Annotated in this window: 15 protein-coding genes and 1 rRNA gene; 8 read left to right on the top strand and 8 right to left on the bottom strand. The window is 52.9% G+C overall.

Features of this window, described 5'->3' with window-relative positions:
- The first annotated feature begins 13 nt into the window (after positions 1–13).
- The 3 genes from ldcC (at position 14) to tilS (ending at position 3,965) form a co-directional block, all read left to right on the top strand.
- Entirely contained in the window at positions 14–2,152 is a 2,139-nt protein-coding gene (gene ldcC / locus OGY09_RS12010) for a lysine decarboxylase LdcC (protein ID WP_275399082.1), read from the top strand.
- Between the two features lie 66 nt (positions 2,153–2,218).
- The gene (locus tag OGY09_RS12015; RefSeq protein WP_008786273.1) at positions 2,219–2,608 is read left to right on the top strand and encodes a VOC family protein; all 390 of its coding nucleotides are present in this window, start codon (positions 2,219–2,221) and stop codon (positions 2,606–2,608) included.
- A 61-nt stretch (positions 2,609–2,669) separates the two neighbouring features.
- Positions 2,670–3,965 carry a tRNA lysidine(34) synthetase TilS gene (gene tilS, locus OGY09_RS12020; RefSeq protein WP_275399083.1) on the top strand — a complete coding sequence of 432 codons (1,296 nt, stop codon included), beginning with the start codon at positions 2,670–2,672 and terminating at the stop codon, positions 3,963–3,965.
- Between the two features lie 42 nt (positions 3,966–4,007).
- Here tilS and rof read toward each other — a convergent pair whose 3' ends face one another.
- Together rof and OGY09_RS12030 are read right to left on the bottom strand one after the other, a co-directional pair.
- Positions 4,008–4,268 (bottom strand): Rho-binding antiterminator, encoded by a 261-nt coding sequence (gene rof / locus OGY09_RS12025; protein ID WP_003018503.1) that lies wholly within the window; start codon positions 4,266–4,268, stop codon positions 4,008–4,010.
- Complete coding sequence (locus OGY09_RS12030) at positions 4,255–4,455, bottom strand: YaeP family protein (protein ID WP_003018499.1); 201 nt, start codon at positions 4,453–4,455, stop codon at positions 4,255–4,257. The genes rof and OGY09_RS12030 overlap by 14 nt, the downstream gene beginning before the upstream one ends.
- 188 nt (positions 4,456–4,643) lie before the next feature.
- Here OGY09_RS12030 and OGY09_RS12035 point away from each other — a divergent pair, with 188 nt between their 5' ends.
- The 3 genes from OGY09_RS12035 to nlpE are packed head-to-tail and all read left to right on the top strand — an operon-like array spanning position 4,644 to position 6,337.
- Positions 4,644–5,189, top strand: coding sequence for a YaeQ family protein (locus OGY09_RS12035; RefSeq protein WP_003018497.1), 546 nt, complete (start codon positions 4,644–4,646; stop codon positions 5,187–5,189).
- Complete coding sequence (arfB, locus tag OGY09_RS12040) at positions 5,186–5,608, top strand: alternative ribosome rescue aminoacyl-tRNA hydrolase ArfB (protein ID WP_032942412.1); 423 nt, start codon at positions 5,186–5,188, stop codon at positions 5,606–5,608. The genes OGY09_RS12035 and arfB overlap by 4 nt, the downstream gene beginning before the upstream one ends.
- A gap of 30 nt (positions 5,609–5,638) precedes the next feature.
- Positions 5,639–6,337 carry an envelope stress response activation lipoprotein NlpE gene (gene nlpE, locus OGY09_RS12045; protein WP_085951559.1) on the top strand — a complete coding sequence of 233 codons (699 nt, stop codon included), beginning with the start codon at positions 5,639–5,641 and terminating at the stop codon, positions 6,335–6,337.
- Between the two features lie 44 nt (positions 6,338–6,381).
- Here nlpE and proS read toward each other — a convergent pair whose 3' ends face one another.
- The 6 genes from proS to metN all read right to left on the bottom strand — a co-directional run bounded on the left by proS (position 6,382) and on the right by metN (position 11,976).
- Complete coding sequence (proS, locus tag OGY09_RS12050; RefSeq protein ID WP_003829149.1) at positions 6,382–8,100, bottom strand: proline--tRNA ligase; 1,719 nt, start codon at positions 8,098–8,100, stop codon at positions 6,382–6,384.
- A gap of 113 nt (positions 8,101–8,213) precedes the next feature.
- The gene (tsaA, locus tag OGY09_RS12055) at positions 8,214–8,921 is read right to left on the bottom strand and encodes a tRNA (N6-threonylcarbamoyladenosine(37)-N6)-methyltransferase TrmO (protein WP_003829147.1); all 708 of its coding nucleotides are present in this window, start codon (positions 8,919–8,921) and stop codon (positions 8,214–8,216) included.
- A complete protein-coding gene (gene rcsF / locus OGY09_RS12060; protein WP_003018477.1) occupies positions 8,918–9,322 on the bottom strand; it encodes an envelope stress sensor lipoprotein RcsF in 405 nt (134 codons plus the stop codon). The genes tsaA and rcsF overlap by 4 nt, the downstream gene beginning before the upstream one ends.
- Positions 9,323–9,438: 116 nt before the next feature.
- The gene (gene metQ / locus OGY09_RS12065; RefSeq protein WP_003829145.1) at positions 9,439–10,254 is read right to left on the bottom strand and encodes a methionine ABC transporter substrate-binding lipoprotein MetQ; all 816 of its coding nucleotides are present in this window, start codon (positions 10,252–10,254) and stop codon (positions 9,439–9,441) included.
- Positions 10,255–10,298: 44 nt separating this feature from the next.
- The gene (locus OGY09_RS12070) at positions 10,299–10,952 is read right to left on the bottom strand and encodes a methionine ABC transporter permease MetI (protein WP_003018471.1); all 654 of its coding nucleotides are present in this window, start codon (positions 10,950–10,952) and stop codon (positions 10,299–10,301) included.
- On the bottom strand, positions 10,945–11,976 hold the full coding sequence (gene metN / locus OGY09_RS12075; protein ID WP_003829140.1) for a methionine ABC transporter ATP-binding protein MetN: 1,032 nt from the start codon (positions 11,974–11,976) through the stop codon (positions 10,945–10,947). The genes OGY09_RS12070 and metN overlap by 8 nt, the downstream gene beginning before the upstream one ends.
- A 189-nt stretch (positions 11,977–12,165) precedes the next feature.
- On the opposite strand from metN, the gene gmhB reads away from it, so the two are divergent.
- Entirely contained in the window at positions 12,166–12,732 is a 567-nt protein-coding gene (gmhB, locus tag OGY09_RS12080) for a D-glycero-beta-D-manno-heptose 1,7-bisphosphate 7-phosphatase (protein ID WP_003829138.1), read from the top strand.
- 369 nt (positions 12,733–13,101) lie between these two features.
- Positions 13,102–13,464: ribosomal RNA gene (locus OGY09_RS12085) — 16S ribosomal RNA — on the top strand; the annotation flags it as partial.

Here is a 13,464-nt window from a genome sequence, read left to right on the forward strand (position 1 = left end):
CCAGGAGGAACGCATGAATATCATTGCCATCATGGGACCGCATGGCGTCTTTTATAAAGATGAGCCCATCAAGGAACTTGAACGTGCGCTGCAACAGCAGGGATTTCAGATTATCTGGCCGCAGAATAGCGTTGACCTGCTGAAGTTTATCGAACACAACCCGCGAATTTGCGGCGTCATTTTTGACTGGGATGAATATAGCCTGGAGCTGTGCAGTGACATCAACCAGCTCAACGAGTATCTCCCGCTCTACGCCTTTATTAATACCCATTCGACGATGGATGTCAGTGCGCACGACCTGCGCATGGCGCTGTGGTTTTTTGAGTATGCGCTGGGTCAGTCTGAAGACATTGCCACCCGCATTCGCCAGTACACCAGCGAATACCTCGATAACATCACGCCTCCGTTCACCAAGGCGCTGTTTACCTATGTGAAGGAAGGAAAGTATACCTTCTGTACGCCCGGGCACATGGCGGGGACGGCGTACCAGAAAAGCCCGGTCGGCTGCCTGTTCTATGATTTCTTTGGCGGCAATACGCTGAAAGCCGACGTGTCCATTTCCGTAACCGAACTGGGTTCATTGCTTGATCATACCGGTCCGCACCTCGAAGCGGAGGAGTATATCGCGCGTACTTTTGGTGCCGAACAGAGCTATATGGTGACCAACGGCACCTCGACGTCGAACAAAATTGTCGGCATGTATGCTGCGCCTGCAGGCAGTACGCTACTGATTGACCGCAACTGCCATAAGTCGCTAGCGCATTTGCTGATGATGAGCGATGTGGTGCCTATCTGGTTGAAGCCTACGCGTAACGCGTTGGGGATCCTCGGCGGTATACCCCGTCGGGAATTTACCCATGCAAGTATTGAACGTAAGGTAGAAGAGACGACTCAGGCGCAATGGCCGGTACACGCGGTGATCACCAACTCCACCTATGACGGGCTGCTTTATAACACCAACTGGATCAAGCAAACCCTGGATGTGCCCTCCATCCATTTTGATTCAGCCTGGGTGCCATATACCCATTTTCATCCGATCTATCAGGGGAAAAGCGGGATGAGCGGCGAACGGGTACCGGGAAAGGTGATTTTTGAAACACAGTCCACCCACAAGATGCTGGCGGCGTTGTCACAGGCTTCGCTGATCCACATTAAGGGTGACTATGATGAAGACACGTTCAACGAAGCCTTTATGATGCACACCTCCACGTCTCCGAGCTATCCGATTGTGGCGTCGATAGAAACGGCGGCGGCAATGCTGCGTGGCAATTCCGGCAAGCGGTTAATCAATCGTTCGGTGGAACGGGCGCTGCATTTCCGTAAAGAAGTGCAGCGTCTGCGCGAAGAGTCGGATGGCTGGTTCTTTGATATCTGGCAGCCGGAAAAGGTCGATGAAGCAGAATGTTGGCCGGTAGCGCCAGGTGAAGACTGGCACGGATTTGTTGATGCTGATGCCGACCACATGTTCCTCGACCCGGTGAAGGTCACGATTCTGACGCCGGGAATGGATGAACAGGGAAATATGAGCGAAGAGGGGATCCCCGCGGCGCTGGTGGCGAAATTCCTTGATGAACGCGGCGTCGTCGTCGAAAAAACGGGACCGTATAACCTGTTGTTCCTGTTCAGTATTGGCATAGATAAGACCCGGGCGATGGGGCTGCTACGTGGCCTGACGGAATTTAAGCGCTCGTACGATCTGAATTTACGCGTGAAAAATATGCTGCCGGATCTGTATGCTGAAGATCCCGATTTCTATCGCAATATGCGTATTCAGGATCTGGCACAGGGGATCCATAAGCTGATCCGCCAGCACGATCTCTCCGGACTGATGCTGCGGGCATTTGATACCTTGCCGGAAATGAAAATGACACCGCACCAGGCCTGGCAGAGGCAGATCATAGGTGAGGTGGAAACCGTGGCGCTTGATCAACTGGTAGGACGCGTGTCCGCCAATATGATCCTGCCTTATCCTCCAGGCGTGCCGCTCTTGATGCCCGGGGAAATGATCACTGCCAAAAGCCGGGCTGTCCTCGATTTTCTTCTGATGCTGTGTTCAGTGGGGCAGCGCTACCCGGGATTTGAAACCGATATCCATGGCGCTAAGCTGGGCGAGGATGGCGTGTATCGCGTGAGAGTCTTAAAAATGGCATAACGACTTGCCTGACCCTAAGACATACGAGTAACGTGCTGACAGAAAAATGAAAGAGGCGATGACGCTATGCTGGGATTAAAACAGGTTCACCATATTGCCATTATTGCGACGGACTACGCGGCGAGTAAGGCATTTTACTGCGATGTGCTTGGCTTTACACTGATGAGCGAAGCCTATCGGGAAGAGAGAGACTCGTGGAAAGGCGATCTGGCATTGAACGGCCAGTATGTGATTGAGCTTTTTTCTTTCCCGTTTCCACCTTGCCGTCCGAGCCGACCGGAAGCCTGCGGTTTGCGTCATCTGGCGTTCAGCGTGGAGGATGTGGAAAAGTCGATCGCGCATCTGGAAGCACACCACGTGAAGTGTGAATCCATACGTATCGATCCATTTACCGGTAAACGCTTTACGTTTTTCAACGATCCGGACGGATTGCCCCTCGAACTGTACGAGATGTAAGGCTTGTCATTGTGGCGTTAGCCCGGTAACGTGCCGGGCAATGCCATTGTAAGTAACCATCATGACGACACTCACGCTGAACACTTCACTGCTGAATTCTCAATCGATTTTGGTCGCCTTTAGCGGCGGGCTGGACTCAACAGTACTCCTACATCAGCTGGTGCAGTGGCGAGCGCAGCATCCTGAGGTCGCTTTACGCGCAATCCATATTCATCACGGATTAAGCCCACATGCAGACATTTGGGTGCAGCACTGTGAGTCAGTATGTATGCAGTGGCAGGTGCCGCTAGTGGTTGAGCGGGTACACCTTGAGGACGATGGCCTGGGCATCGAAGCTCAGGCGCGACGCGCGCGCTATCAGGCATTTGCGCAGACCTTACTACCGGGCGAGGTGCTGATGACCGCCCAGCATCTCGATGACCAGTGTGAAACCTTTTTGCTGGCGCTTAAGCGCGGCAGCGGCCCTGCCGGACTTTCCGGCATGGGTGAAAACTCACCGTTCGCCGGAACCCAGCTGATTCGACCGCTGCTGGCGCAAACGCGAGAGGCGCTTGAAGCATGGGCGCGGCAGCATGAATTATGCTGGATTGAAGATGAAAGCAATCAGGATGATACCTACGATCGCAATTTCCTCAGATTGCGCGTTACCCCATTGCTGCAACAGCGCTGGCCGCACTTCGCGCAAGCCGTAGCCCGCAGCGCCGCGCTGTGTGCTGAGCAGGAGAGTTTACTGGATGAACTGCTGGCCAGCGATTTAGCCAATTGCATCACAGCCCACGGCACACTGTTACTGGCACCGTTAATGATGATGAGCGATGTGCGTCGTGCCGCGCTGCTTCGTCGCTGGCTGGCGGGGTTAAATGCGCCGATGCCTTCTCGTGATGGACTGGAACGTATCTGGCAGGAAGTGGCGCTGGCACGGGAAGATGCCTCACCCTGTTTTCGCCTCGGGGAGTACGAGGTCCGCCGTTATCAGTCACAGCTGTGGTGGGTGAAGTTAGTCGATGGGCAAAGTGAAACCGTTATCCCATGGCTAGAGTGGAAAACACCGTTGGCGCTGCCTGCCGGATTGGGTTCGGTTCAGTTAATCTCTGCGGGTGAATTGCGCATGCCGCAAGCGGATGAAGCTGTCAGCATTCGTTTCAAAGCACCAGGGTTATTGCATATTGTCGGGCGTAACGGTGGGCGGAAATTAAAGAAAATCTGGCAGGAGCAGGGGATCCCGCCCTGGCGACGAGATACCACACCGCTGCTGTTTTACGGCGAAACGTTGATTGCGGCTGCGGGGGTTTTCGTGACGCGTGAGGGAGCGGCGGAAGATGAAGAAGGCGTGAGTCTGGTTTGGCGTGGAAAGTAGGCCGGATAAGGTGCTTTGCACCGTCATCCGGCACCAAAATAATCAGGATTCGCTGACCACCACGGTACCGATCTGCGGGTGGCTGAAGCTGGCAATTTTGTCGAGGCGAAGCTCCCGGGTTTCACCTGCGACATCTGCGACCAGATACTCCACGTTTTTGCGTGAAACCAGGTCGTTCGCTTTCGCCTGCAAAACTTCGCCATCTTTTAACGCCAGCGTCAGTAACAAATGGTGCTGGCAGGCGAGTTCAAGATTGTCGTAATCATCGCAATTGATGGGTTGATACGTTTCATTCATTGACATAATCGCTCACCAGTAAGTTCGCGGCAGCATAGGCCGCTTTTTCCCTGACCGACTCTGGAAGGGCGCTGTCTGCCGCCACTTCATTAAGCACCTTCAATACGCAACCCAGCGCATCCGGGATATACCCTAAGTCTCCGCTGGCGATTTCCGCGTACCGCTTGCGTATTAACTCACAATATTTTTCCACATGCCCTCCTGTCAGCACTCTGACTTAACCGTGGATGCAAGTCTAAGCCTACGAAGATAAACTCTGTTTAGCAAGGTGACTATACCATACTCATTCAAGCAATATCAGCGCCTTGATAGATGAGCAGTTAGCAGCCTTTTGCCGCAGTTTTCGCTACAATGTGCGCCTGATTCGAAAGGAGTTCTCCCATGGCGCTTAAAGCGACAATTTATAAAGCCGTCGTCAACGTAGCGGATCTTGACCGCAACCAGTTTCTTGACGCGGCCTTGACGCTGGCGCGTCACCCCTCTGAAACCCAGGAGCGCATGATGCTGCGCCTGCTGGCCTGGATTAAATATGCCGATGAACGGCTGCAGTTCACGCGTGGCCTGAGCGCGGAAGACGAGCCTGAAGCATGGCTGCGTAACGACCATCTGGGCATCGATCTTTGGATTGAGCTGGGTCTGCCGGATGAGCGCCGTATCAAGAAAGCCTGTACCCAGTCTGGTGAGGTTGCTCTGTTTGCCTACAACAGCCGTGCGGCTCAGATCTGGTGGCAGCAAAACCAGAACAAATGTGCGCAGTTTAAAAATCTCACCGTGTGGTATCTGGATGATGAACAGCTGGCGCAACTGAGTGATTTTGCTGGTCGTACAATGGCGCTGCAGGCGACTATTCAGGACGGCGCTATTTGGCTGTCCGACTCTCAGAACAATCTGGAAATTCATCTGACCGCGTGGCAGCCGCGTTCATGATTGTTCTCTCCCGAAACGTCTCTATCCCTGATAATGAGCTGGAAATCACGGCGATTCGGGCACAAGGCGCGGGTGGTCAGCACGTTAACAAGACCTCGACGGCTATCCATTTGCGCTTTGACATTCGGGCCTCGAGCCTGCCAGAGTATTACAAGGAACGCCTGCTGGCCGCCAGCCATCATCTGATTAGCGGCGATGGCATTATTATCATTAAGGCGCAGGAATACCGTAGCCAGGAGCTCAATCGGGAAGCGGCAATCTCCCGACTGGTGGCGGTGATAAAAGAATTAACCGCGGTGCAAAAAAGCCGACAGGCAACTCGCCCTACGCGCGCCTCGAAAGAGCGCAGGTTGTCATCGAAGGCGCAAAAATCCACAGTGAAAGCACTGCGCGGGAGAGTTCGTCGAACGCAAGACTGACGAGCGGGAATAAAAATTAATAAGGAATTGATAGTGAAAACAGCAATATTGTCCGTGGTCGCTGCATGCACGCTTTTTTCCTTGATCGGCTGTAATAACCGTACTGAAGTTGAAGTACTACAGCCGACGCGGGCGGCAGAATTAAAACCGATGCAGCAAAGCTGGCGTGGCATCTTACCTTGCGCGGACTGCGAAGGGATTGAAACCTCTCTGTTTCTGGAAAAAGACGGTACATGGGTGATGAACGAACGCTATCAGGGCGTGCGGGATGAACCGTCTTCATTTGCCTCTTATGGCACATGGGCGCGTACAGCCGACAAACTGGTGCTGACCGACAGCAAAGGTGAAAAATCGTACTACCGGGCTAAAGGCGAGGCGCTGGAAATGCTCGATCGTGAAGGTAACCCGATTGAGTCACAGTTTAACTACACGCTCCAGCCGGTTTCCGCCAGCTTACCGGTGACGCCAATGCCGATGCGAGGCATGTATTTCTATATGGCTGACGCGGCAATCTTTACCGACTGCGCAACGGGTAAACGGATGCCGGTGGCGAATAATGCTCAGCTTGAACGCGACTATTTAGCCGCTCGTGCGGAAAACGGACAGTCCGTACTGCTGACGCTTGAGGCGCATTTCACGCTGGAGTCAAACCCGGATACGGGTGAGAAAGTGAAAACGTTGATGGCGGATAAAGACGCGAAATTTATCCCTGGTAAAGCGTGTAATTAATCGATAGAAAAAAGGCCCTGATAATCAGGGCCTTTTTGTTGGTATTAGCCTTTAATGGCTTTGACCAGGAAGTCGACGATGTCGCCGGTTTTAATCAGCTCTTTCTCGCCGTTACGACGGTATTTGTATTCGATATCGTCGTTGTCGAGGTTACGGTCGCCCAGCACGATGGTGTGTGGGATACCGATCAGTTCCATATCGGCAAACATCACGCCCGGACGCTCTTTACGATCGTCCATCAGCACTTCGATACCCTGCGCGCGCAGCTCAGCGTACAGCTTTTCAGCCAGCTCCTGCACACGGTAGGACTTGTGCATGTTCATCGGCAGAATGGCGACCTGGAACGGGGCAATGGCATCTGGCCATACGATGCCACGATCGTCAAAGTTCTGTTCAATAGCAGCAGCGACTACGCGAGTGACCCCGATACCGTAGCAGCCCATAGTCAGCGTCTGGTTACGGCCATCTTCGCCCTGAACAGCGGCTTTCATTGCTTCAGAGTACTTGGTACCCAACTGGAAGATGTGGCCGACTTCGATACCGCGTTTGATCATCAGCGTACCTTTGCCGTCCGGGCTAGGGTCGCCGGCGACCACGTTACGGATGTCAGCAACTTCCGGGGTGGCCACATCGCGATCCCAGTTGATACCGAAATAGTGTTTACCGTCGATGTTGGCACCGGCAGCGAAATCGCTCATTACTGCAACGGTACGGTCGATAACCACCGGAATTGGCATATTCACCGGACCGAGCGAGCCAGGACCTGCTTTTACCAGCGCACGAATTTCTTCTTCGGTGGCAAAGGTCAGCGGGCTGGCAACCTGCGGCAGTTTTTCCGCTTTGACTTCGTTCAGCTCGTGATCGCCACGAACCAGCAGGGCGACCAGCGGGTAGCTGCTGCCTTCAACGGCTTTCACCAGCAGGGTTTTCACGGTTTTTTCGATGGGCAGGTTGAACTGCTCAACCAGTTCGGCGATGGTTTTAGCGTTCGGCGTATCTACCAGCGTCATTTCCTGGGTTGCTGCCGCGCGCGGCTCCTTCGGCGCAACGGCTTCGGCAAATTCGATGTTCGCCGCATAGTCGGAAGAGTCGGAGAAGATCACATCGTCTTCGCCGCTCTGCGCCAGCACCTGGAATTCGTGAGAGGCGCTGCCGCCGATAGAACCGGTATCCGCTTGTACTGCACGGAAATCCAGCCCCATACGGCTGAAGATTTTGCTATACGCAGCGTACATCGCGTCGTAGGTTTCCTGCAGGGATTCCTGAGAGGTGTGGAAAGAGTATGCATCTTTCATCAGGAATTCGCGGGAGCGCATCACGCCGAAGCGCGGACGGACTTCGTCACGGAATTTGGTCTGAATCTGATAGAAGTTCAGCGGCAGCTGTTTGTAAGAGCTCAGCTCGTTACGGATCAGGTCGGTGATCACTTCTTCATGCGTTGGGCCGAGGACGAACGAACGATCGCCACGGTCAGCAATACGCAGCAGTTCCGGGCCGTATTGTTCCCAACGGCCGCTCTCTTCCCACAGTTCAGAAGGCTGAACGACCGGCATCAACACCTCGATCGCACCGGCGTTGTTCATCTCTTCACGCACGATGTTTTCGACTTTTTTCAGGACGCGCACGCCGGTCGGCAGCCAGGTATATAACCCGGAGGCCAGCTTGCGGATCATCCCGGCGCGCAGCATCAGCTGGTGGCTGATGACTTCGGCGTCGGCAGGTGTCTCCTTCAGAGTGGAGAGCAGATATTGGCTAGTACGCATGTTGTTACGGTTCCAGTTGAACGATCGAACAGGCTCAAAACGAGCCTGGCACAAAACAAAAGTGGTTTAGTTTACCAGCGAGAAAGGGATGTCAAAAGAGTACGCGACGCAAATTAGCGGGCTTCCAGAGCAAAGACCTCAAATCCTGACGGCGTGACGCGCCAGCGGACGTTAAAGTCCAGCAGCCAGACGGCGTAGGTTTTGCCTTCTTCCTCGTTTTTACGGTAGGCAGGACGCGGATCCTGCGCCAGCACTTCGGCAATAAACTGACGAAGATGCGGGTAACGTTGTTCGAGCTTCGGTAGCTGCTCCGCGAGATCTTCACTGAACGTCACGTCTACGCTGGCCTGGGGGGCATCCTGAGCATAGCTGGCGCGAGCATCGGGTAACGATTCGGCAAACGGCAGATACGGTTTTATATCTACGACTGGCGTGCCATCAACAAGATCCAGCCCACCGAGTTCGAGGATCACGTGCTCTTTATGGCAGCGGATGCCCCGTAGCTCAACCAACGACATGCCAACAGGGTTAGGACGAAACGTTGAACGCGTGGCAAAGACACCCATTCTGGCGTTGCCGCCAAGGCGGGGAGGGCGCACGGTCGGACGCCATCCACCTTCCATTGTCTGGTGAAAAACAAAAATCACCCACAAATGACTGAAGGCTTCCAGGCCGCGAACGGCATCGGCCTGGTTATAAGGTGCGAGCAAATGCAGTTCACCGCTGGCGCTTTTCACCAGACCGGGCTGGCGTGGAACGGCGAACTTTTCTTTATAAGGTGAGCGGATAACGCCTATTTGCTCGAACTGAAAATGGCTCATTTCGCCGAAATGTTCAGTGCAGAACCGATGCAAACCGCCTGACGATAGCAACCCGGCGTTCCGCTGGTCACTTCGCAACTGTGCAGCAATACCGCATTAGCTTTCATTTTTGATGCGTTAATCTGCATGCGTTTGCGTGCGGTTGGAATGCTCGGAGGGGAATCCTGGTTTGAAGCCTGGCAGGATTCACCGCTAACTTCGCCAAGATCGCGGAACGGTTTGCCTACTAAATCTTCAGCGTTAGTAATGATTCTTACCGGCGTAGCGCGCGGTGCTTTCGGTTTTTCCGGCTCCGCTTTCGGCGGGGTTGCGGTGCTTTGAACGGGTTCAACAGGGGATCTGCTTAACATAGAACAGCCGCTCAGCAAGAGTGCTACTAAACAGATCGGTAAAGCACGCATAATATTTCCTCAATGAATGATCTAAACGTCAGATATTGAATCAGGTGCTTGCATAAATGACAAGACGGGCAAGCGCCCGTCCTGATGATATTACAGATTCTGTAAACAGCCTAAAATTACCAGCCCTTAACAGCACCGCCGTTGAAGACTTTGTTTGCTGCTTCGTACACTTCGTCAGACTGGTATGCTTCAACGAATTTCTTCACGTTCTCAGCATCTTTATTGTCTTCACGAGTTACAATCAGGTTTACGTACGGGGAATCTTTATCTTCAACAAAGATACCGTCTTTTGCCGGAGTCAGGCCGATCTGGCTGGCGTAGGTGGTGTTGATGACCGCCAGTGCGATTTGTGCATCGTCCAGGGAACGCGGCAGCTGCGGTGCTTCCAGTTCAACCAGCTTCAGGTTTTTCGGGTTTTCAATCACGTCCAGCGCGGTTGGCAGCAGGCCAACACCGTCTTTCAGTTTGATTAAGCCCACTTTTTGCAGCAGCAGCAAGGAACGGCCAAGGTTAGTCGGGTCGTTTGGAATCGCGACCTGGGAACCGTCCTGCAGCTCATCCAGCGATTTGATTTTTTTGGAGTAGCCCGCAATCGGGTAAACAAAAGTATTGCCTACAGCAACCAGCTTGTAACCACGATCTTTGATCTGCTGGTCCAGGTATGGTTTGTGCTGGAAGGCGTTAGCATCGATATCGCCTTTGCTCAGCGCTTCGTTAGGCAGAACGTAATCGTTAAACGTGACCAGCTCAACGTCCAGACCGTATTTTTCTTTTGCCACTTTCTGCGCGACTTCTGCAACCTGCTGCTCTGCGCCAACAATAACGCCCACTTTGATGTGATTAGGATCTTTTTCATCCTGACCGCAACCCACAAGTGCCAGAGAACCGATCAGGGCTCCAACTGCCGCAAAGGTTTTGAATTTGAACGCCATGCTTATTTCCTTTTCTTAATGAGTTTTTAGTGTTGTGTGCAACGTTATTTGTGCGTGACAGCCCGGACGATGCGATCGCCGGATAACTGAATTAAATAAACCAGAACGACGAGCAATACCAGTACTGTATTCATTACGGTAGCGTTGTAACCAATATAGCCGTACTGATAGCCAATCTGTCCAAGACCACCGGCACCGACGGCACCGCCCATCGCGGAGTAACCAACCAGCGTGATAAGGGTGATGGTGGCCGCATTGACCAGTCCTGGCAGCGCTTCTGGCAGTAATACCTTACGTACAATTTGCAGCGGCGTGGCGCCCATCGCACGAGAGGCTTCTATCAGCCCGGTCGGGATTTCGAGCAGCGCGTTTTCCACCATACGGGCGATAAACGGCGCGGCACCGACGGTCAGCGGAACGATAGCTGCCTGCAGTCCGATTGAGGTGCCTACGATCATGCGGGTGAACGGAATCATCCACACCAGTAAGATGATGAACGGGATGGAACGGAAAATGTTCACCAGCGCAGAGAGCGTACGGTAGAGCTTCGCGTTCTCAATAATTTGCCCCGGACGCGTTACGTACAGCAACACGCCGACCGGCAGACCAATCACAAAGCCAAAAAAACCGGACACAAAGGTCATTGCCAGCGTTTCCCATACGCCGCGAACCAGCAGCCACATCATCGGCTCAGACATAACCCAGTACCTCTACTTTTACATGGTGTTCCTGCAACCAGCTAATGGCTGCTTGTGTATCTTCCTGTGTGCCGTGCATTTCAGTCAGCATGATGCCGAACTTCACGCCGCCGGCGTAATCCATCTGCGCGCTAATAATGTTGTTATTCACATTAAAGCGACGGGCCGTCTCAGAAAGTAGCGGTGCATCGACCGAATGACCGGTGAATTCCATACGCAGCATCGGCACGCTGTCGGCTTCCGGCTCCGCTTTTAAACGTTCCAGATAATCTTCCGGAATATCCAGGTGCAGCGTGGACTGGATAAATTTCTGTGCCAGCGGCGTTTTCGGGTGTGAGAACACTTCACTAACGGTGTCTTGCTCAATCAGTTCACCATTACTGATGACCGCCACGCAGTCACAAATACGTTTTACAACGTCCATCTCGTGAGTAATCAGCAGAATGGTGAGTCCCAGACGACGATTAATATCTTTCAATAATTCCAGAATCGAGCGGGTCGTTGCCGGATCGAGTGCGCTGGTGGCTTCATCGCACAGCAACACTTTGGGATTACTTGCCAGCGCACGGGCGATCGCCACACGCTGTTTTTGTCCACCGGAAAGGTTGGCCGGGTAGCTATCGTGCTTGTCTCCAAGACCAACCAAATCCAACAGTTCTGTTACGCGGCGTTTGATCTCTTCTTTTGGCGTGTTATCCAGTTCCAGCGGTAGTGCGACGTTACCGAACACCGTACGGGAAGAGAGCAGGTTAAAGTGCTGAAAAATCATGCCGATTTGACGGCGAGCTTTAGTCAACTCCGATTCAGAAAGCGTGGTCAGCTCCTGACCGCCAACCTGAACGCTGCCTTCGGTAGGGCGTTCGAGTAGGTTAACGCAGCGGATGAGCGTACTTTTACCGGCGCCGGAGGCGCCAATAACGCCATAAATCTGCCCGGCAGGAACATGCAGGCTGACATTATTTAGCGCCTGAATGGTGCGAGTCCCCTGCTGGAACACTTTGGTGATATTCGAAAGTTTAATCATTGGTTATTTATTATCGTAATTAAGTTAGCCGTGGCATTTTCGTCTGTCAGGTACGGTCGAAGCCGTCAACAAGATGGATGTTAAGGCATCCAGACGTCTAAATCAATCGGGCTTTGCACGATGAGCACTTTCTTGCCCGCTGAAACATGCGATACTAGAGTCACATGCCTTATTCAGGAGCTATAAAAGGTGGCAAAGTCTGTACCCGCAATTTTTCTCGACCGTGACGGTACCATTAATGTGGACCACGGTTATGTACATGAGATCGACGAGTTTGAGTTTATCGACGGCGTTATTGATGCCATGCGTGAACTTAAAAAGATGGGTTACGCGCTTATTATCGTGACGAACCAGTCTGGTATCGCGCGTGGTAAATTTACTGAGGCGCAGTTTGAAACGTTGACCGAATGGATGGACTGGTCGCTGGCCGATCGCGACGTTGAGCTGGATGGTATCTACTACTGCCCGCATCACCCGCAGGGTACTGTAGAAGAGTATCGTCAGGTCTGCGACTGCCGTAAACCGCATCCTGGCATGTTTATCTCCGCCCGAGACTTCTTGCACATCGATATGGCCGCTTCTTATATGGTAGGCGACAAAATTGAAGATATGCAGGCGGCGGCAGCTGCGAATGTTGGCACGAAGGTATTGGTGCGCACAGGCAAACCCGTCACGCCGGAAGCAGAAAATGCGGCAGATTTGGTCATAAATAGTTTGGCAGACCTGCCAATGGCGATCAAAAAGCAGCAAAAGTAAGCGTTGTGGATAAAAGGTGAGCGGTTGAAACAAAAATGCATTTTTCCGCTTGTCTTCCTGAGTCGACTCCCTATAATGCGCCTCCATCGACACGGCGGATGTGAATCACTTCACACAAACAGCCGGTTCGGTTGAAGAGAAAAACCTGAAAATGAGGGTTGACTCTGAAAGAGGAAAGCGTAATATACGCCACCTCGCGACAGAGCGCTAAAGCGCGTCGCAACTGCTCTTTAACAATTTATCAGACAATCTGTGTGGGCACTCGAAGATACGGATTCTTAACGTCGCAAGACGAAAAATGAATACCAAGTCTCAACGAGTGAACACGTAATTCATTACGAAGTTTAATTCATTGAGCATCAAACTTTTAAATTGAAGAGTTTGATCATGGCTCAGATTGAACGCTGGCGGCAGGCCTAACACATGCAAGTCGAACGGTAGCACAGAGGAGCTTGCTCCTTGGGTGACGAGTGGCGGACGGGTGAGTAATGTCTGGGAAACTGCCCGATGGAGGGGGATAACTACTGGAAACGGTAGCTAATACCGCATAACGTCGCAAGACCAAAGAGGGGGACCTTCGGGCCTCTTGCCATCGGATGTGCCCAGATGGGATTAGCTAGTAGGTGGGGTAACGGCTCACCTAGGCGACGATCCCTAGCTGGTCTGAGAGGATGACCAGCCACACTGGAACTGAGACACGGTCCAGACTCCTACGGGAGGCAGCAGTGGGGA

It is taken from the genome of Citrobacter sp. Cpo071 (assembly GCF_030332765.1).
In the GTDB taxonomy this organism is placed as follows: domain Bacteria; phylum Pseudomonadota; class Gammaproteobacteria; order Enterobacterales; family Enterobacteriaceae; genus Citrobacter; species Citrobacter portucalensis.

Bases quoted from the DNA above. Each gene is read 5' to 3' on its own strand.
- tilS (WP_275399083.1), top strand. From the start codon at position 2,670: ATGACGACACTCACGCTGAACACTTCACTGCTGAATTCTCAATCGATT.
- OGY09_RS12070 (WP_003018471.1), bottom strand. From the start codon at position 10,952: ATGTCTGAGCCGATGATGTGGCTGCTGGTTCGCGGCGTATGGGAAACG.
- ldcC (WP_275399082.1), top strand. From the start codon at position 14: ATGAATATCATTGCCATCATGGGACCGCATGGCGTCTTTTATAAAGAT.
- tsaA (WP_003829147.1), bottom strand. From the start codon at position 8,921: ATGAGCCATTTTCAGTTCGAGCAAATAGGCGTTATCCGCTCACCTTAT.
- rof (WP_003018503.1), bottom strand. From the start codon at position 4,268: ATGTCAATGAATGAAACGTATCAACCCATCAATTGCGATGATTACGAC.
- OGY09_RS12035 (WP_003018497.1), top strand. From the start codon at position 4,644: ATGGCGCTTAAAGCGACAATTTATAAAGCCGTCGTCAACGTAGCGGAT.
- proS (WP_003829149.1), bottom strand. From the start codon at position 8,100: ATGCGTACTAGCCAATATCTGCTCTCCACTCTGAAGGAGACACCTGCC.
- rcsF (WP_003018477.1), bottom strand. From the start codon at position 9,322: ATGCGTGCTTTACCGATCTGTTTAGTAGCACTCTTGCTGAGCGGCTGT.
- arfB (WP_032942412.1), top strand. From the start codon at position 5,186: ATGATTGTTCTCTCCCGAAACGTCTCTATCCCTGATAATGAGCTGGAA.
- OGY09_RS12015 (WP_008786273.1), top strand. From the start codon at position 2,219: ATGCTGGGATTAAAACAGGTTCACCATATTGCCATTATTGCGACGGAC.
- metN (WP_003829140.1), bottom strand. From the start codon at position 11,976: ATGATTAAACTTTCGAATATCACCAAAGTGTTCCAGCAGGGGACTCGC.
- metQ (WP_003829145.1), bottom strand. From the start codon at position 10,254: ATGGCGTTCAAATTCAAAACCTTTGCGGCAGTTGGAGCCCTGATCGGT.